The following is an 18100-nucleotide window of genomic DNA, read 5'->3' on the forward strand; positions in this document are numbered from 1 at the left end:
GCCGGCAGACGATTGATCTCGCCGCAATGCGCCGGTCACGATTTTCAACGAATGATTGATCGACGCTCGCGTCGTGCAAGGTGCTGCGATATTCACCGCGCGCGCCACCGCCGCACCCCTTCGGAGGACCCCATGACCCGTCTCGCCCGGCGCGCGCTGCTCGCCGTCGCCGCCCTGGCTGCCGCGGCCCTGCCCGCCGCGGCCCAGCCCTTCCCCAGCCGGACGCTGACCGTCATCGTCCCCTTCGCCGCCGGCGGCCCGACCGACACGGTCACCCGCCTGGTCGCCGAGGCCATGGGCCGGGAGCTCGGCCAGACCATCGTCGTCGAGAATGCCGGCGGCGCCGGCGGCACCATCGGCGCCCAGCGCGTCGCCAATGCGAAGCCGGACGGCTACACGCTGCTGCTGCACCATATCGGCATGGCCACGACGCCGACGCTCTATCGGCGACTGGCCTACGACCCGGTCGGCGGCTTCGAGACCATCGGCCTGGTCACCGAGGTGCCGATGACCCTCGTCGCCAAGAAGGACTTCCCGGCCAATACCCTGGCCGAGGCGGTCGCCGTCATCCGCCGCGACCAGGAGAAGCTGAACTACGCCAATGCCGGCATCGGCGCCGCCAGCCACCTTTGCGGCCTGCTGCTGATGAAGGCGGTGGACGCGCCGATGACCACGGTCCCCTTCCGCGGCACCGGCCCGGCGATGCAGGAGCTGCTCACCGGCCGCATCGACCTGATGTGCGACCAGACCACCAGCACCACCGAGCAGATCAAGAGCGGCGCGATCAAGGTCTTCGCCACCACCACCCCGGAGCGGGCGGCGGCGCTGCCCGAGGTGCCGACCTCGACCGAGGCCGGGCTGCCGGAGTTCCAGGTCACCGTCTGGCACGGCCTCTATGCGCCGAAGGGCACGCCGGCCGAGGTCACGGGACGGCTGAGCAAGGCGCTCCAGGTCGCGCTGGCCGACCCGAAGCTGATCGCCCGCTTCGCCAAGCTGGGCACCGCCCCGGTCGCGGCGGCGATGGCGACGCCGGAGGCGCACCGCAAGTTCTGGCTGGCCGACATCGCCAAGTGGAAGCCGATCATCCAGGGCGCCGGTCAGTACGCCGACTAAGGCCTCTCGCCCTTTACGTTACGCCGTCCCGCATGCGAGCCTGCCGGCCGATCGAGCCGGCAGGCGGAGGAAGCACAGCAATGGACGGCATGACCAAGGTCGCGTGCCCCTGGAACCGGGCGCTGGAATCGCTCGGCAATTCGGTCGAGCTGCAGCACGTGAACCTGCGGGTGCCCGACCAGGGCAAGGCGATCGCCTTCTACATCTCGGCGCTCGGCCTGACCCGCGACCCCTACCTGGTCACCGGCGTCGAGAACATGTGGGCCAATGCCGGGGTCAGCCAGTTCCATCTGCCGACCGGTCCGGCCCAGGTGCTGCGCGGCACCACCGGCCTGGTGCTGCCGGACCGCGCCCAGCTTGCTGCACCGGCTGCAGACCGCCCGCCGCTGGCTGGACGGCACGCTGTACGGCTTCGAGGAACGGGACGACCACGTCGCCATCACCTGCCCCTGGGGCAACCGGATCCGCGCCCATGCCCCGGATGCCGACCGCTTCGGCCGCATCCTGCTCGGCATGCCCTATGTCGAGTTCGACGTGGCGCCGGGCACCCTGCCGGGCATCGTCCGCTTCTACCAGCACATCGTCCAGGCGCCCGCCAGCCTCGAGGGAGGGGTGGCGAAGGTGCTCGTCGCCCCCGGCCAGTACCTGACCTTCAAGGAGACCAACGCGCCGCTGCCGGCCTATGACGGCCACCACATCCAGCTGGCCTTCGTCGACTTCGGCGGCGTCCATGCCCGGCTGTCGGAGCGCGGTCTGATCAGCCAGGAAGACAGCCAGCACCAGTACCGCTTCATCAAGATCGTCGACCCCGACACCGGCAAGCTGCTGTTCGAGGTCGAGCACGAGTGCCGCTCGATGACCCATCCGCTCTTCATGCGGAAGCTGGTCAACCGCAATCCCTCGACGACCAACACCCTCTACGCCCCGGGCGCCGAGGCGATGGCCTGGGCGATGCCGCCGGAGTGAGCCCCGGCCCGCGAGCGTCCCGGGCGGCTTCGCCCGGGGCGTGAGTCGCTGGCGCAACGGGGCATCGCCGGCCATCAGCCGCTGGTCGGCCCGTCCAGCGCCGCGATCTCGCGGATCAGCTTCCGCTTCACCGCATTGCCGAAGCTCTGGAAATCCTCGGCGACGATGACGAAGGCCCCGGCCCCGCCGATCACGCTGTCGCGGTAGTAGTCGTCCAGCGGGATGGGCGGCATCCGCCCGAAGGTCGGCCGGTCGTTGACGATCGGCAGCCCGTTGATCGTCACCCCCTCCGCCACCAGCCGGTCGCGCGCCATTTCCACCGGCCCGCCGCTGTTGTTCACCCCGTCGCCCGAGACGTCGATCACCTTCCGCGTCGCGTCCCAGGGCGCCTGCGCCAGCACGGTACGGGAGAAGTCCAGCCCGCCGGAGATCGAGGTCCAGGACAGCGAGGCGCGCGGCGCCTCGGCCAGCTTCTCCGACCAGGCCCGCGCCTCGCCGACCCCGCCGATCCGCATCCAGGGCAGCACCAGCCTCTGGTACTCCGCCCCGGCCCATTCCACGTAGGCGAGACCGATGGCGCCGATCATCCCGCCGCGGATCGCCTCGATCACCTGCGGGTCGCTGACCGCGGCGCGGTAGCCTTCGCGCTGCAGCCGCGCCCTCGTCGTCATCGACCGAGCGGGAGACGTCGACCGCGAGGACCAGCAGGACATCGACCGGCTCGGCCTGGCCCCGGGCCCGGCGGGCGGTGAGTGAGCGCGGCCGCACCGGCCGCCAGCAGGGAGCGCCGGCGCATGACCCAAGCCTCCGTCGATGACACGACGCAGCATGGAAACCCGTCAGCCCCTCCCGGTTCAATGGAGAACCGACAAAATGTTCCCGGATCCGTCAGCCCGCGAGACCGGAGAGCAGCGCCGCGGCCACCCGCGCCACGTCCTCCTCGGTCAGGTAGGGGTGCATCGGCAGGGACAGGCAGCGAGTGCAGAGGTCCTCGCTGACCGGCAGGGGCGGCGCGCCGCCCTCGATCCCCGCCGCATGCGCCGCAGCATAGGCGGGCTGGTGGTGCAGCGGCTTCGGGTAGTAGATCGCGCTCGGCATCCCGGCCGCCTGCATCGCCGCCTGCACCCGGCCGCGGGCGGCGGCATCCGCCAGCAGCACGGTGTAGATGCCCCAGGCGCTCTCGGCGCCGGGGCCGACCTGCGGGGTCTGGACGCGCCCCGCCAGCGCCGCCTCGTACCAGGCGGCGGCGCGGCGGCGGGCAAGCAGCTCGCCTTCCAGCAGCGGCAGCTTGGCCAGCAGGATGGCGGCCTGGATGCTGTCCAGCCGCCCGTTCATGCCGGTGCGCAGCACGTCGTAGCGGCTCTTGCCCTCGCCATGCGTCCGCAGCGACCGGTAAAGCTCGGCGCGCTCGGCATCGTCGGTCAGGATCGCGCCGCCGTCGCCGTAGCAGCCCAAGGTCTTGGTCGGGTAGAAGCTCAGCGCCGTGGCATGCCCCCAGGTGCCGAGCCGCCTCCCGTCGAGCGACCCGCCGAAGGCCTGCGCCGCGTCGTCGAGCGCGAACATGCCGTGCTTCTCGCAGAGCCCCTCGATCGCCGGCCAGTTCGCCGGCAGGCCGTAGAGGTCGACGCCGATCACCGCGCGCGGCCGCAGCCTGCCCTGCTTCGCCACCAGCTCCACCCGCCGCACCAGGTCGGCGAGGTCGATGTTGAAGCTGTGCGGGTCCACGTCGACGAAGACCGGCGTGGCGCCGAGCACCAGGGGCACCTCGGCCGTCGCGGTATAGGTGAAGGCGGGCAGGAAGACCGCGTCGCCGCGGCCGATCCCCTCCGCCATCATGGCGATCTGCAGCGCATCGGTGCCGGAGGAGACGCCGACCGCGTGCTTCGCCCCGGCGAAGGCGGCCAGCCCGGCCTCCACCGCATCGACCTCCGGCCCCTGGATGAAACGGCCATGGTCGAGGATGCGGGCGATGCCGGCATCGATCTCGGCCCGGATCAGCGCCTGCTGCGCCTTCATGTCGAAGAAGGCGACGGGGCGGGTGGTTGCGGTCATGCGATGCCTCGATTCCAGCGGATGGGGCTTAGCGCGATGGGGGCCGGATGCACAATCAAGGCGCATGTCGCGGTGCAACATGGCGGCGTAGCGGGGGCTTCCATCTTCCCCAAAGCCGCTTTTCGCGGCTTTCGGACAAAGGCCAGGGAGGGCGCCGCCCTCCTGGACCCACCCGCCAAAGGCCGAAAGGCCTCTGGACACCTCGAGTCACGGCGGCGCCCAGCGGCGGTGCCAGGGCTTGCCTTGCAGGAAGCGGATCAGGCGGAGGGCGCGGCGGAGCTCGAGCGTCGGGCCGTCCGGCAGCAGCCGGCCGCGGAAGCGGGCCAGCCAGGCCCCGACCGCGCCGCGGACCAGGGCGAGCGCGGCGTCATGCGGCAGGTAGATCGGCCAGACCGGCAGCGCGGTGAACAGCCCGGCCCGCTGCACCGCCCGGGCGCCATCGAGGCCGAGGATGCGCATGGCGCGGCGGGCGGCGCGGCAGATGAAGTACTCGATCCGCCGCAGGGCGGGCAGGGCGTCCCGGTTGGCGCAGGCGCCGACCAGCCGGAGCCAGAGGCCCGCATGCGCCAGGCGGCGGAAGTGGCGGCTGACGGTGTCGGGCTTGCCGTATTCCTCCGGCAGGCTGTGCCAGGGCAGGCCGGAGACGGCGACCTGGAACATGCCGTCGATCCGCTGGCGGGCATCGCGCAGCTTCCGGCCCTGCCCCATCGCCACGGTGCGGAGATGCGGCAGGACCTCCGCCCATTCGGCGTCGGTCATCGCTGCCCAGGGGCGCTTCGGGGTGTAGCGACGGCCGGGGCTCGGGGGCGAGGGGAACATCGGCAAGGCTCCGCGGCCAGCGAAACGACGGAGCAGGATAAAGGATTATTTTCCTTTTCTCAACTATTATTCCTGGTTGCCCGACGGCTATTCGCCGGAGAGGCGACAGCCCTGCCCAGCGCAACCAGGAAGACCTGACGGCATGCCCGGCCATCTCCGCCAAGGCGGAGACGGCCGAGGCTTTGCCGCGCCTGGACCGTCCTACTCGCCGCCGGCGCCCGCGCCGCCACCGGCCTTGCCGGTACGCGGGAAAGGCGGGATCGGCCCCGGTGTAATAGGCGGCGTCATGAACCTGGCGGCTATAGGTGCTTGGCACGCCGGGTTGCGCATAGCTTGCGCGGCGGCGGGTTGGCCGAGCAGGCCGAGAACGCCAGCAGGAGAACGATGACGATGGCCGCAATCACCGGCACACCCGCCTCTCCATTCGGACGGTGCTCCATGATGTCCTCCCAAAGCGTCATTTAAAATTCGAGACGTATTGCTTGCATGGAAAGCTGACGACGCGTCCCAGGGTGCGAAGAATCTGCGGCCCTGGAGACGGCAGCCTAGGCGGACGCGCTGCCGCCCGGCATCATACAGATGATATATGCCGTGATATATCTTACTCGCGGTTGCAACCCGCGCGGATCGGTCGGAAGGCGCGCACCGGCCCCCTGTGCCGGCCGGTCCGGCGTCGGCCGCAGGAGCCGAGCTTTCCCCGGGGTTGACCGCATGCGTTCTGCCGGCCTCCGGCGGATGGGTCCAGGCAAGGCGGCGCCTGCCCTGGCGGGGCCCCGGGGCAGCGCCCCGGCCGGCACGCGGCCTAGTGGGCGGCCCTTGCCCCGTCCCCATCCGCGTTGTGGTCGAATTCCGGCACCAGCCGGCCGAGCTGCGCCAGCGCCGCCCTGGGGCTGCCGGCCTTGGCCGCGGCGGCGATCTCGTCGATCGCGCGGCCGACCAGCGCCGGGTCGGCGGTGCGCGGCGATCGCCACCAGCAATCCGTGGAACTGCGTCGGGCGGGGCGGCTCCTGGCCGTGGAACAGCTCCTCGTAGAGCTTCTCCCCGGGGCGGAGGCCGGTGAAGCGGATCTCCACATCCTCCTCCGGACGCAGGCCGGCCAGCCGGATCATCCGCCGCGCCAGGTCGACGATCTTCACCGGCTTGCCCATGTCGAGGACGAAGATCCCGCCGGAGGCGAGCTCCGGGCGGCTGGTCGGCGCGGTCCTCGGCGCCGATGACGCTGGCCTGCAGCACCAGGCCCACGGCCTCCCGCACCGTCATGAAGTAGCGGCGCATGTCGGGATGGGTCACGGTCAGCGGCCCGCCGCGCTCGAGCTGGCGGCGGAACAGCGGCACCACGGACCCGGTGCTGCCCAGCACGTTGCCGAAGCGGACGGTGACGCAGCGCATGCCGCCTTCGCCGGTGCGGGCCGCGACGTCCAGCGCCTGGCAGTACATCTCGGCCAGGCGCTTCGACGCGCCCATCACGCTGGTCGGGTTCACCGCCTTGTCGGTGGAGATGAAGACCATCGCCAGGCAGCCGACCGCGCGCGCCGCATCGGCCACCACGCGGGTGCCGAGCGCATTGGTCAGCAGCCCCTCCAGCGGGTTGTTCTCGACCATCGGCACGTGCTTCAGCGCCGCGGCGTGGAAGACCAGCTCGGGGCGGATGTCCTCCAGCAGGCGCCGCATGCGCGGCTCGTCGCGGATATCCGCCAGCACGGCGCGGCGCGGCACGTCCGGGTGGCGCTCCCGCAGCTCGAGGTCGATCTCGTAGAGCGCGAACTCGCCGTGGTCGAGCAGGGTGAGCTGCGCCGGGCCGAGCGCCGCGACCTGCCGCGCCAGCTCGCCGCCGATGGTCCCCCCGCGCCGGTGACCAGCACGCGGCGGCCCTGGATCAGCCGCGCCATGCCCTCGCGGTCGAGCGGCACCTGCGGCCGGTCGAGCAGGTCCTCGATCGCCACCGGGTCGAGCTTGAGCCGCTGGCCCGCCTTCTCCTCCTGCGCCAGCCGCCGCGCGGCGGGGTCGAGCGAGGTGACGGAGGGCGCGCGGCGGACCGGGATGCCGTGCCGGTCGGCGGTGTCCAGCAGGCGCTCGAGCGCCAGGCCCTGGACATGCGCGGTGGCGAGGACGATCAGCGCCGGCAGCCGGCCCTCGTCCTTCATCCGGTCGAGCACGGCGGCGATCTCGTCCGCGGTGCCGAGGATCGGGTGGCCCTGGATGCGCCGGCCGGCCTGGCGGGACCGCATGGACAGGATGCCGATGACGCGGAAGGCGGGCTGCCGCTCGGCGGCGAGCGCGCGGATGAAGATGTCCGCCCCGTCGCCGGCGCCGACCAGCAGCACGGGCTGCGGCGCCAGCGTCGCTTCCGGGGTGCGGCGCGCATGGTGCAGCCGGCCGGCGATGCGCGGCGCGCCGAGCAGCAGGCCGAGGGTCAGCGCGTGGATCGCCGGGAAGGCCGGGTTGGGCGGCACCCAGGCATCCAGCAGGTGCAGCCCGGCCCAGAACAGCGCCGCGGCGCCGATCGCGGCGCCGACGATCCCCAGCAGGTCGGGCAGGCCGGCATAGCGCCAGTATTGCTGCGGCAGCCGCACCGGCAGGCCGGCCGCCAGCAGCGCGACGGCGGCGCCGGGCAGGGCGCCGAGCCACCAGGGCTCGTCCGGCCAGGCGCCGGGCGCGTCCAGCAGCAAGGCCGCCGGCAGGGCCAGGCGGGCGAGGAGGGATCCAGCGCGAGGTTGAGCAGGATTCGATGCGGCGCACGGCGGGCCATGCGCTGGCTATAGGACGGACCGCGCCGCGACGCCACCGCCCCTGCGCCTACCGCGGCGGCAGCGGCGCGAGCCGCCGGTACAGCGCGACCAGCCGCGCCGCCTCCCCCGCCCAAGCGTAGCGCGTGGCGGCGGCCCGCCGCCCGGCGGCGCCGAGCGCGGCGCGCCGCGCCGGGTCGCGCAGCGCCTCCACCGCCGCGGCGATGGAGGCGGGTTCGGCGCTGTCCACCAGCAGGCCGCAGCCGGCGGCCCGGACGATGCCGGCCACCTCCGCGGCGAAGGCCGGGGCGATCACCAGCAGCCCGGCCTGCATCGCGTCGAACAGCTTGTGCGGCAGGGCCAGGCGGTGGTTCTCCTCGCCCGGCTGGAACAGCACCAGGGCGATGTCGGCCTCGGCCAGCCGGGCCATCGCCTCGGGATGCGGCAGCCAGGGCAGCCGCTCGATCCGGTGGGCGAGGCCGAGCGCCTCGGCGCGGGCCAGGAAGGCGGGCTCCGAGCCATCGGTGAAGCGGCCGATCAGGCGGAGCCGGTCGCCGCCGGGCAGCCGAGGCCATCGCCTCCAGCAGCACCGGCCAGCCGCGGCTGCGGCCCATGGCGCCGGCATGCGCCAGGGTCAGCGGCCCGGGGCCATGGCGGCGCGGCGGCAGGGCGGCCGGCGCGGCGTAGTTGCGGACCGGGGTGACCCGCGCGCCGCGGCCGAAATCGGCGGCGACGCCGTCCTTCGCCACCACCACCGCATCCGCCGCCCGCCCGGCCAGCCGGCAGGCCAGCCGCAGCGCGGCGCGGACCAGCGGGCGGAGCGCGCGGGGCAGCCGGGCGTCGAGCCGGCTCGGATAGTGCTCGTGCACGTCAATCACCACCCGGGCGCCGCTGCGCCGGCCGGCAAGCAGGGCGGCGGCCCAGGCATCCGGCTCGCTGGCATGGATCACCGCGGCGCCGCTGGCCGCGGCGGCGCGCGCCAGGGCCGGCAGGGCGCGGAGGCGCCCGGCCCAGCCGGGGCGGCGGGCGAAGGTCTCGATCGCCACGCCGGCGACCGCGGCCGGGGCCGCCCCACCCGGCGCCAGGTGCCGCACCCGCCAGCCGGCCGCGGCGAGCGCCGCGCCCTCCTTCCGCACCACCCGGATGTCGTCCGGCGGATGCGCCGCCGAGAGCAGCAGGACCAGCGGCGCCGCGCTCACCGCGCCAGCCATTCGGCCAGATGCGCCGCCATGCGCGCCCCCGCCCGCCCGTCCCAGAACGGGATCGGCCGCGCCCGGGGCCAGCGGGCGTCGAGCGCCGCCGCCACCGCATCCGGCAGGGCGGCGGGCGCCACCAGCCGGCTGGTGCCGGCGGCGAGCGTCACCGGGCGTTCCGTCCCCGGCCGCAGGGTCAGGCAGGGCAGGTCGAGCGCCGTCGCCTCCTCCTGCACCCCGCCGCTGTCGGTCGCCACCAGCCGGGCCCGCACCAGCAGGCCGAGGAAATCGAGATAGGGCAGCGGCGGCAGCGCCAGCACGCCCTCCGGCCAGCCGAGCCCCGCCGCTTCCATCCGGGCGCGGGTGCGCGGGTGCAGCGGCCAGGCCAGCGGCAGCAGGGCGGCGGCCCGGCGGATGCCCGCCAGCAGCGCCGCCAGCGCCGCCGGGTCGTCCACATTGCCGGCCCGGTGCAGCGTCACCACGCCGTAATCGCCCGCCACCAGCCCGGCCGGCAGCGGCCTGGCGCGCGCCGCCTCCAGCCCGCGGCGGAGCGTGTCCACCATCGCGTTGCCCACCGTGCGCACCGCCGCCGCGGCATGGCCCTCGGCCAGCAGCCCGGCGCCGCTCGCCTCGTCCGGCGCCCAGAGCAGGGTGGAGACCGCGTCGATCGCCCTTCGGTTCAGCTCCTCCGGCATGTCGGGGTCGCCGCCGCGCAGCCCGGCCTCCAGATGCGCCACCGGCAGCCGCAGCTGCCGCGCCGCCAGCGCCGCGGCCAGGCTGCCATCGACATCGCCCGCCACCACCACGCAGGCCGGCCGCCGCGCGGCCCAGGCCTGGTCCAGCGCCATCAGGGTGCGGCCGGTGGTCTCGGCATGGCTGCCGCCCCGCACCCCCAGCGCGATCTCCGGCGCCGGCAGGCCGAGTTGCGCCAGGTGGTCGCCGAACATCGCGGGATCCTGGTGCTGGCCGGTATGCAGCAGCACCGGCCGCAGCGGCAGGCCCGCCGCCGGCAGCGCGTGCCAGAGCGCCGCCAGCTTCGGCAGGTTGGGCCGCGCCGCGGCGACCAGGTGCAGCTCCGGCATGGTCAGGCCGGGACCAGCGCGGCGCGGGCCGGGGATGCGCCGCGGCCTCCACCACCTCGCAGAACCGGGCGGCCAGCAGCCGGCGGTCCCAGTGCCGCTCCGCCCTGGCCCGCGCCGCCGCGCCCATCGCCGCCCGCCGTGCCACATCGCCGGCCAAGGCGGCGATCGCCGCGGCCAGCGCCGCATCGTCGCCGGGCGGGGTGGCGATGCCGCAGGGCGGCTCGCCCGCTCCCCGGCCAGCAGCCGGGCCGCGGCGCCGCCGAGATTGGCCACCACCGGCAGCCCCGCCGCCAGGTAGTCCATCAGCTTGTTCGGCGCGGTCAGCTCGGCGAAGGCCGGCACCGGCGCCAGGCATTGCAGGCCGAGATCGGCGCCGGCCAGCAGCCCGGCCAGGCGCGGCTTCGGCATGGCGTCGAGGAAGCGGACATTGCCGAGGCCCCAGCCGATCGCCTGGGTCCTGAGCGCGGCGGTCTCCGCCCCCTCCCCCACCAGCAGCAAAGTCACCGGCGCGGCGTCCCGCTGCAGCCGCCGCGCCGCGCGCAGCAGCTGGCCGAGGCCATTGGCCGGGCCGCGCGCCCCGGCATAGACCGCGAGCACCGTGCCCTCCGGCAGGCCCTCCGGCCGCCAGGGCGCCACCTGCGGGCCGAACAGGTCGAGGTCGCAGCCATTGGGCAGCACCGCGACCCGCCCGGCGCCATGCGCCCGCGCCGTCTCCGCCATGCCCTCCGACAGCGCGACCACCGCGGCGGCGCCGCGGCAGGCGGCATCGGCCAGCCGGTCCAGCCCCCACCACAGCGCCGGCCCGCCGATGCCCATGGCGCGCGGCAGCTCCGGCCAGGGGTCGCGGATCTCGAGGACGAAGGGGATGCCGCGCAGCCGCCGCGCCGCCAGCGCCGGCAGCGCCACGCTCAGCGGGGTGGAGCTGGCGATCACCAGGTCCCAGGGGCGGGCCAGGGGGCGCGACAGGGCCAGCGCCGTGGCCCGCGCCGCATAGCGCAGGAAGGCCCGGCCGCGTGCCGCCAGCGGCATGGCGTTGCCGCAGGGGATGGCCCATTCCACCACCCGGACGGTGCCCACCACGCCCTCCCGCCGCCCCGCCGCGAAGGGGCCGGAGAGGCCGGTCACCGCCCCGGCATACTGGCCGCAGGCCAGGGTGACCACATGGCCGCGCGCCGCCAGCGCCCGGGCCATGGCATGGCTGCGGGTGCCGGTGGACCCCGCCGGCGTCGAGAAATGCTGGTGCAGATAGAGGATCCGCATCAGCCGCAAGCGGCCTGGCGGATCGCCGCCACCACCCGGTCCTGCTGCGCCGGCAGGAGGCCGCTGCCGGAGGGCAGGCAGAGCCCCTCGGCGAAAAGCCCGGCGGCCACCGCGCCGCCGGCCCGCGGCGCGGCGCGGAAGACCGGCTGCAGGTGCAGCGGCTTCCAGACCGGCCGGCTCTCGATCCCCGCGGCGGCCAGCGCGCGGCGCACCGCCTCCCGGTCCGGGGCGCCGGCGGCGCGGCGGAACAGCGCGACGCTCAGCCAGCGATTGGCCCGGCCCCAGCCCGGCTCCGGCATGAAGGCGAGGCCGGGCAGGTCGCCGAGCCCGTCGCGGTAGCGGTCGAAGACGGCGCGCCGCGCCGCGACCCGGCCGGGCAGCGCCGGCAGCTGGGCGAGGCCGAGCGCGGCGAGCACGGCGGACATCCCGTAGGTGAAGCCGGTCACCTCGTGCTCGTAATGCGCCGCCGGCTCCTTCGCCTGGGCCGCCAGGTGGCGGGCGCGGGCGATCAGTGCGGGGTCGTCCGAGGCCAGCGCGCCGCCGCCCCCGTCGTGACGATCTTGTTGCCGTTGAAGCTGAAGGCGGCGAGCCGGGCGCCCTGCCCGGCATGCCGGCCGCGCCGGGTGGCCCCCAGCGCCGCGGCGCTGTCGCACAGCACCGGCACGCCCCAGCGGCCGCAGAGCGCGAGGATGGCATCGAGGTCGCAGGACTGGCCGAAGAGGTCGACCGGCACCACCGCCCGCGGCAGCCGGCCGCGCCGGGCGGCGCGGGCGAGCTCCTCTCCAGCAGGCCGGGGTCGAGGGTCCAGCTGTCCGGCGCGACGTCGAGGAAGCGCGGGGTGGCGCCCATCTGCACCGCGGGGGCGATGGTGGCGACGAAGGTCAGGCTGCTGGTCCAGACCTCGTCGCCCGGCTCCACGCCCAGCAGCCGGTAGCCGAGATGCAGCGCCGCGGTGCCGGAGGCGGTGGCGAGCTGGTGCGGGATGCCGGTGGCGGCGGCGAGCGCCGCCTCGAAGGCGGCGGGGGTGGGGCCGGCCGGGGCGATCCAGCCGCTGTCGAGCACCTCCCGCAGCGCGGCGAGCTCGCCGCCGGTGAGCTCGGGCGGGGAGAGCAGGATGCAGGGCGGGTCCAGCGGCTCGGCCGGGCGCGGCCGGCCCGGATGGGGAAGCTCAGGACCGGACCGGGCCGGGGAACGGTTCTGGGCGCAGCCTGGCCAGCGGCCATGCGGGCAGAATCCGCGTTGTTTCGCGTCGAGAATGGGGACGGTTCGCCGCCGGTTCAACTATTATCTGGTGCGCTTCCCGAAGAAGACGTCCAGGCCGGCCAGGGTCCGCAGCATCGGCTGGCAAGGCTTCCGGTCATCCTCGCCGAATGCTTTGCGGAGTTGAAGTATTGTTCGGGTTTGACTTCACAACCTGAAGTCTTGCCGGCGGTGTCGAGTCGCCGCCGCCGGGCTGCGCCGCCGCCCTGGCATGGTCCGGATACCAGCCGGTGAACTTGATGGCGCCGACCAGGGCGAGGACGATGGCGGCGATGCCGATGCCCCGCGGCAGCGCCGGCGAGGGTCAGCAGGGCGAGCTCGGCCAGCACCATGACGGCGAAGGCCAGCGCCCAGGCCGCGGAGATGACCGTGTTGACGCGGATGAACTCCGGCTGGTCCCAGAATTCGGGCGCCACCTGGTCGCGCGCGTATTGCAGGGTGAAGGGCCGGCCGATGGCGATCGTGGCGAGCACGATGGCGAGCAGGCCGGCATCGACGCAGAGCCGGACGCCGATGACCGACCAGGCCGGGCCGCCGAGGACGGCATAGAGCGCAAGCCCGCCGAAGAGCAGCAGCGTCCCGGCTTCTAGCAGCTTCACCTGGCCCCGCGGGCCGAAGCGGTCGCGCAGCACCAGCACCGCGGCGGCCAGGGCCCCGGCGACCAGTCCCTCGGTCGGCCCGACCAGGCGGTCGACCAGGGCGAAGGCGACGAACGGGGCGAAGGCAAGCAGGATGCCCATGGGCCGGTTCCTTCCGCCGCCAGCCTAGGGCAAGGCGCCGGCGCGCGGGAACGCGCGGCTGCGTGAGGTCGCGCGGCGGACCGGGCGTCCCGCCGCCTCAGGCGTTGCCGACCTGGCCCTGCTGCTCGCCGCGGCGGGACTGCCAGAGCGCGACGAAGTCGATCGGCGCCAGCATCACCGGCGGGAAGCCGCCGTCGCGCGTCACCTCGGCCAGGATGTTGCGGGCGAAGGGGAAGAGCAGGCGGGGGCACTCGACCAGCAGCACCGGCTCCAGCACCTCGGGCTCCACGCTGATGGTGAAGATGCCGCAATAGACCAGCTCGGCGATGAAGCAGGTGGTGTTCTGCGCCTGGGCATCGGCGCGGATCTGCAGCGACACCTCGTAGATGTTGCCGCCTTCCTGCAGCGGCCGCGCCTGGACGTCGAGCTGGAGGTCGACGCGCGGCTGCTCGCGCAGGGTGGAGAAGATCTCGGGGGCGCCGGGCACCTCGAAGGAGAGGTCCTTGGTGTATTGCAGGTTCAGCACCAGCGGGCCCTGCGGGGCCTGGGGAAGCGAGGAGGCGTCGGACATTGGGGGCTCTTCCGCTGCGGATGGGCGCGGGGGCTAGCACGCGCGACGCAGCGGGGACAGGGCGGCCAGCCCTATCGGGGCCGCTTCACCGGCGGCTGGTAGTGCCGCCACTCGATCCCGCGCGGCGCCGGCGCGGCCGGGTCGCAGCGGATCCAGTCGCCGTTCATCAGGCGCTCACCGGTCATCGCCAGGATGAAGCCCCAATGCGACACCACCAGGGTATCCCGCCATTCCGGCAGCGCCGCCATCTCGGCGCGGAACAGCGCCGCGCGGGCCTCGATCTCGCCGTGCGGCTCCTCGACCGCCGGCCACCAGACCTCCTCGATATGGCTGAAATCCACCTCCGGCCAGGCCATGGCCAGCTCCATCCGGGGCGAGCCGATGTCGCAGGAGAAGGCATAGCGTTCCCGCACCACCGGCATCACATGCACCGGGATGCTGAGGCGCTTCGCCAGCGGCGCCGCGGTCTGCAGCGCCCGGGTGTAGGGGAGGCGATGATGCGCCGCAGCCCCTCGCCCGCCAGCGCCTCGGCCGCCTCCTCCGCCTGGGCGTGACCGAGCGGGGTGAGCCGGGGATCCGGGATGCCCGGGTCCTTCTTGGTGGCGGTGAAGCGAAGGTTGAACTCGCTCTGGCCGTGTCGCAGGAGGATCATCGCGGCGCGGTTCCGGAAAGGGGCGCTCCGCGATAGCGGGACGCCCCGAAAGCGTCCAGTCTCGCGCCGATTGTCCGGGGGGGCGGCGTTGCGGCGCGGCCCTCGCGACCTTAGATAGGTGAAAAGGAGTTAACGATGACGGGTGGCTTTCCGCTCGACCTGATCCTCTTCGCCATGGTCGCGGCCTTCCTGGTGCTGCGGCTGCGGAGCGTGCTCGGCCGCCGGACGGGGTTCGAGCGCCCGCCCGCGCCGGAACCGCGCGCCCCCGGCTACGACCCGCGCGCCACGCCGACGCTGGACGGGGTGGCCGAGGAGGTGCGCCCGGCGGCGCCGAAGACCGGCACGCGCCACATCCTGCCCGACCCGCGCACCGCGCCGGGCGCGGCGCTCGGCCGCATCGCCGCGGCGGAGCGCGGCTTCGACCCCGGCACCTTCCTGAACGGGGCGGAGGGCGCCTTCCGCATGATCGTCGCCGCCTTCGCGGCCGGCGACCGGCGAGACCCTGCGCGCCCTGCTGTCGGACGCGACCTATGCCGGCTTCGAGCAGGCGATCACCGAGCGCGAGAAGGCCGGCGAGCAGCAGCGGACCGAGATCCGCGCGGTGCATGAGATGGCGATCGAGTCCGCCGAGCTGCGCGGCAACACCGCCGAGGTCGTGGTCCGCTTCGTCACCGACCAGGTCAACATGACCACCGGCCCGGGCGGCGAGGTGGTGACCGGCAGCGACGCGATCACCGAGCTGGTCGACCTCTGGACCTTCCAGCGGGAGGTCGGCTCGGCCGACCCGAGCTGGAAGCTGACCGCCACCAGCCACGCCTGACACGGGCTTGGCCGTGACGGAAAGGCGCCGTCCCCGCTGGCGGCGCCTTTTGCATGCCTGGGTTCTGCTGCTGGCGGGCGGCGCGGCGGCGCAGGAGGTCGCGGCGCTGCCCGGCTGGGCGGAGGAGGATGCGGCGGCGGCGCTCGCCCCTTCCTGGCGAGTTGCGGGGAATACGCGCGGCGCGACCCGGCCGGCAGCCTGGGCGGCGCGGGCGAGGCCGCGGCGCGCGGCGGGCGGCCGGCCGACTGGGCCGCCGCCTGTGCCGAAGCCGCCACGGTGCCGCCGGGCGGCGAGCGCGGCTTCCTCGAGCGCCGGCTGCGGCCGCTGCCCGCCACGCCCGGGCTGCTGACCGGCTATTACGAGCCGGCGCTGTCCGGCCGCCTCGCCCCGGATGCCGCCCACCCGACCCCGCTGCGCGGCCTGCCGCCGGAGGGCACGCCGCTGCCCGACCGTGCCGCGATCGAGGCGGGGGCGCTGGCCGGGCTCGCGCCGCATCTCGCCTATGCCGATCCGGTCGAGGCCTTCTTCCTGCAGATCCAGGGCTCCGGCCGGCTGCTGCTGCCGGATGGCGGGCTGCTGCGGCTGCTCTATGCCGGCAAGAACGGGCATCCCTACGTCCCGATCGGCCGCCGGCTGATCGAGCGCGGCGCGGTGGCGCGGGAGGCGATGTCGATGCAGGCGATCCGCGCCTGGCTGGCCGCGGCGCCGCCGGAGGAAGCGGCGGCGCTGCTGCGGGAGAATCCGAGCTACGTCTTCTTCCGCCGCGACGAGGCGCTGCGGCCGGACCAGGGGCCGCCCGGGACGCTCGGCGTGCCGCTGACGCCGGTGCGGTCGCTGGCGGTGGATGCGGCGCAGGTGCCGCTCGGCGCGCCGGTCTGGCTGGTGACGCGGGACCCGCTGGACGGCTCGCCGATCCGGCGGCTGGTGCATGCGCAGGACACCGGCGGGGCAATCCGCGGCGCCGGGCGCGGCGACCTGTTCTGGGGCTGGGGCGCCGAGGCCGCGGCGCGGGCGGGGCCGATGCGGGAGGCGGCGGCGATGTGGGTGCTGGTGCCGCGGGCGGAGTGAGGCCGGGGAGGGTGTCCGACTCCCAAAAATAGATGCGGGGTCCGGGGAGAATACCTTCTCCCCGGCCTTCCTTCCCCGCCCCCCGCACCTAGATTGCGCCCATGCTCCAGACCCGGCCGCGCGTCGCGCTCTTCGTCACCTGCCTCGTCGACCTCTACCGGCCGAATGTCGGCTTCTCCGCCATCAAGCTGCTGGAGGATGCCGGCTGCCTGGTCGAGGTGCCCGAGGCCCAGACCTGCTGCGGCCAGCCCGCCTACAACAGCGGCGACCGCGCGACCGCCAAGGACCTCGCCCGCGCCGTGGTCGATGCCTTCCTGCCCTACGACTACACCGTGGTGCCGTCCGGCTCCTGCGGCGGGCAGATCTCGCACCACTATCCCGGCCTGTTCGACGACGACCCGCACTACCGCGGCAAGTCGGAGGCGCTGGCGGCCAAGACCTTCGAGCTGGTGTCGTTCCTGACCGACATCCGCGGCGTCGAGAGCGTGAACGCCGCCTTCGACGGCGTCGTCACCTACCACGACAGCTGCTCCGGCCTGCGCGAGCTCGGCGTCAAGGCGCAGCCGCGCAGGCTGCTGGCCGGCATGCCGGGCGTCACGCTGAAGGAGATGCCGGATGCCGAGATCTGCTGCGGCTTCGGCGGCACCTTCTGCGTGAAGTACCCGGACATCTCGACCCGCATGGTGACCGACAAGACCAAGTCCATCGCCTCGACCGGCGCCGACACGCTGCTGGCCGGCGACATGGGCTGCCTGCTGAACATGGCCGGGCGGCTGAAGCGCGAGGGCACGCCGGTGAAGGTGCGCCATGTCGCCGAGGTGCTCGCCGGCCGCACGCGGGAGGCGCCGGCGATCGGCGAGACGGAATGAGCGCGGCTCCCCTCGACGCAACCCAGGCCATCCCGCCGGGCGACCCGCTGCTGGAGGCGATCACCGAACGCGGCTACGCCCTGGTCCGCGGGCCGGACATGGCGGCGCGGCTCGGCCTGTCCGCCGCGGCGCTCGAGGAATTCGCCGCGAGCTGGGAGCGGCTCGAGACCGACGGCTTCATGGCCGATGGCGGCCGCTACCGGCGGCGGCGGATCGCCAATTTCACCGCCCGCGCCGGCATCCCCGGCCATCGCCGCGGCCCGCACCGGCCGCATTTCCAGGCGGTGGTGCACAACAGCCTGAATGGCGGGGTCGAGCGCTGGTTCGGCCCGATGGAGGAGGCGGTCGCCGCCGGCGCGCCGCCGCAGGCGCTGCTCGGGCTCGGCCGTGCGGTGGCGGATGCACGCAGCCCCGGCCAGGACTGGTTCGTCGAGGTGCACCAGTTCCGCATCGAGGCGGTGGCCGGCGCGCCCGGCTTCCCGACGCCGGAGGGCGCCCACCATGACGGCGTGGACTACGTGCTGATCGGCATGATCGCCCGCACCAACCTGACGGGCGGGGAGACGCTGATCACCGACGACGCCGGCCAGGAGCTCGCCCGCTTCACCCTGCTCGACAGGCTCGACGCCGCCTTCATCGAGGATGCGCGGGTGATGCACGGCGTCACGCCGGTGGCGCCGCTGGATCCCGCGCTGGCCTCCTGCCGCGACGTGCTGGTCATCACCTGGAAGCGCGGGCTGCGCTGAGGTCGCTCTTGCGGGGAGTCGGACCCCAGCAGGATCGACGCGGCGCAGCCCGTCCCGGGTCCGAAAGCCCCGGCGCCCGGTAGCTTCCAAGCCGGGCCGAAATGAACTCTCGCAAATCGAAACGACCGGAGTATCCTGGCTGGGATCACCAGATGCGGGGCCA

The 18100-nt window shown here is 74.3% G+C and carries 15 protein-coding genes and 5 pseudogenes; 7 read left to right on the top strand and 13 right to left on the bottom strand.

Annotated features, from left to right (window positions below; translation table 11 throughout):
• The first annotated feature begins 132 nt into the window (after nt 1-132).
• Together ACQ86J_RS16520 and ACQ86J_RS16525 are read left to right on the top strand one after the other, a co-directional pair.
• The gene (locus ACQ86J_RS16520; RefSeq protein WP_431271953.1) at nt 133-1113 is read left to right on the top strand and encodes a tripartite tricarboxylate transporter substrate-binding protein; all 981 of its coding nucleotides are present in this window, start codon (nt 133-135) and stop codon (nt 1111-1113) included.
• Between the two features lie 357 nt (nt 1114-1470).
• Complete coding sequence (locus ACQ86J_RS16525; protein ID WP_431271954.1) at nt 1471-2079, top strand: hypothetical protein; 609 nt, start codon at nt 1471-1473, stop codon at nt 2077-2079.
• Nucleotides 2080-2153: 74 nt separating this feature from the next.
• On the opposite strand, the gene ACQ86J_RS16530 is transcribed toward ACQ86J_RS16525, so the two are convergent.
• From ACQ86J_RS16530 to ACQ86J_RS16590, 13 genes and pseudogenes are all read right to left on the bottom strand, one after another.
• A complete protein-coding gene (locus ACQ86J_RS16530) occupies nt 2154-2750 on the bottom strand; it encodes a DUF1194 domain-containing protein (RefSeq protein WP_431271955.1) in 597 nt (198 codons plus the stop codon).
• A 217-nt stretch (nt 2751-2967) separates the two neighbouring features.
• Nucleotides 2968-4131 (bottom strand): DegT/DnrJ/EryC1/StrS family aminotransferase, encoded by a 1164-nt coding sequence (locus ACQ86J_RS16535; protein ID WP_431271956.1) that lies wholly within the window; start codon nt 4129-4131, stop codon nt 2968-2970.
• A 207-nt stretch (nt 4132-4338) separates the two neighbouring features.
• Complete coding sequence (locus tag ACQ86J_RS16540; protein WP_431271957.1) at nt 4339-4950, bottom strand: transposase; 612 nt, start codon at nt 4948-4950, stop codon at nt 4339-4341.
• Between the two features lie 545 nt (nt 4951-5495).
• Entirely contained in the window at nt 5496-6098 is a 603-nt protein-coding gene (locus ACQ86J_RS16545; RefSeq protein ID WP_431271958.1) for a polysaccharide biosynthesis protein, read from the bottom strand.
• Between the two features lie 118 nt (nt 6099-6216).
• Nucleotides 6217-7689 (bottom strand): annotated as a pseudogene (locus tag ACQ86J_RS16550) (polysaccharide biosynthesis protein); the annotation flags it as partial.
• 57 nt (nt 7690-7746) lie between these two features.
• Nucleotides 7747-8301 carry a glycosyltransferase gene (locus tag ACQ86J_RS16555; protein ID WP_431271959.1) on the bottom strand — a complete coding sequence of 185 codons (555 nt, stop codon included), beginning with the start codon at nt 8299-8301 and terminating at the stop codon, nt 7747-7749.
• Between the two features lie 145 nt (nt 8302-8446).
• A pseudogene (locus tag ACQ86J_RS16560) lies at nt 8447-8887 on the bottom strand (glycosyltransferase); the annotation flags it as partial.
• Entirely contained in the window at nt 8872-11211 is a 2340-nt protein-coding gene (gene wecB / locus ACQ86J_RS16565; RefSeq protein ID WP_431271960.1) for a non-hydrolyzing UDP-N-acetylglucosamine 2-epimerase, read from the bottom strand. The gene wecB and the pseudogene ACQ86J_RS16560, both read right to left, overlap by 16 nt.
• Nucleotides 11211-11947 (bottom strand): annotated as a pseudogene (locus tag ACQ86J_RS16570) (DegT/DnrJ/EryC1/StrS family aminotransferase). Before ACQ86J_RS16570 ends, wecB begins: the two are co-directional and overlap by 1 nt.
• Nucleotides 11948-12048: 101 nt before the next feature.
• Nucleotides 12049-12273 (bottom strand): annotated as a pseudogene (locus ACQ86J_RS16575) (DegT/DnrJ/EryC1/StrS family aminotransferase); the annotation flags it as partial.
• 215 nt (nt 12274-12488) lie between these two features.
• Nucleotides 12489-13211 (bottom strand): hypothetical protein, encoded by a 723-nt coding sequence (locus tag ACQ86J_RS16580; RefSeq protein WP_431271961.1) that lies wholly within the window; start codon nt 13209-13211, stop codon nt 12489-12491.
• 97 nt (nt 13212-13308) lie between these two features.
• Nucleotides 13309-13782, bottom strand: a complete 474-nt coding sequence (gene secB / locus ACQ86J_RS16585) for a protein-export chaperone SecB (RefSeq protein ID WP_431271962.1) — start codon at nt 13780-13782, stop codon at nt 13309-13311.
• Nucleotides 13783-13853: 71 nt separating this feature from the next.
• Nucleotides 13854-14434, bottom strand: a pseudogene (locus ACQ86J_RS16590) (histidine phosphatase family protein).
• Between the two features lie 135 nt (nt 14435-14569).
• Between ACQ86J_RS16590 and ACQ86J_RS16595 the strand changes: the two are divergent.
• The 5 genes from ACQ86J_RS16595 to ACQ86J_RS16615 all read left to right on the top strand — a co-directional run bounded on the left by ACQ86J_RS16595 (nt 14570) and on the right by ACQ86J_RS16615 (nt 17937).
• Nucleotides 14570-15043 carry a Tim44/TimA family putative adaptor protein gene (locus ACQ86J_RS16595; RefSeq protein WP_431271963.1) on the top strand — a complete coding sequence of 158 codons (474 nt, stop codon included), beginning with the start codon at nt 14570-14572 and terminating at the stop codon, nt 15041-15043.
• The gene (locus ACQ86J_RS16600) at nt 14985-15254 is read left to right on the top strand and encodes a Tim44/TimA family putative adaptor protein (RefSeq protein WP_431272431.1); all 270 of its coding nucleotides are present in this window, start codon (nt 14985-14987) and stop codon (nt 15252-15254) included. Before ACQ86J_RS16595 ends, ACQ86J_RS16600 begins: the two co-directional genes overlap by 59 nt.
• Before the next feature lie 276 nt (nt 15255-15530).
• The gene (locus tag ACQ86J_RS16605) at nt 15531-16322 is read left to right on the top strand and encodes an MltA domain-containing protein (RefSeq protein ID WP_431271964.1); all 792 of its coding nucleotides are present in this window, start codon (nt 15531-15533) and stop codon (nt 16320-16322) included.
• A gap of 101 nt (nt 16323-16423) precedes the next feature.
• The gene (locus tag ACQ86J_RS16610; RefSeq protein ID WP_431271965.1) at nt 16424-17191 is read left to right on the top strand and encodes a (Fe-S)-binding protein; all 768 of its coding nucleotides are present in this window, start codon (nt 16424-16426) and stop codon (nt 17189-17191) included.
• Nucleotides 17188-17937, top strand: coding sequence for a 2OG-Fe dioxygenase family protein (locus ACQ86J_RS16615; protein ID WP_431271966.1), 750 nt, complete (start codon nt 17188-17190; stop codon nt 17935-17937). Before ACQ86J_RS16610 ends, ACQ86J_RS16615 begins: the two co-directional genes overlap by 4 nt.
• Nucleotides 17938-18100 lie beyond the last annotated feature (163 nt).

It is taken from the genome of Dankookia sp. P2 (genome assembly GCF_050632255.1).
In the GTDB taxonomy this organism is placed as follows: domain Bacteria; phylum Pseudomonadota; class Alphaproteobacteria; order Acetobacterales; family Acetobacteraceae; genus Paracraurococcus.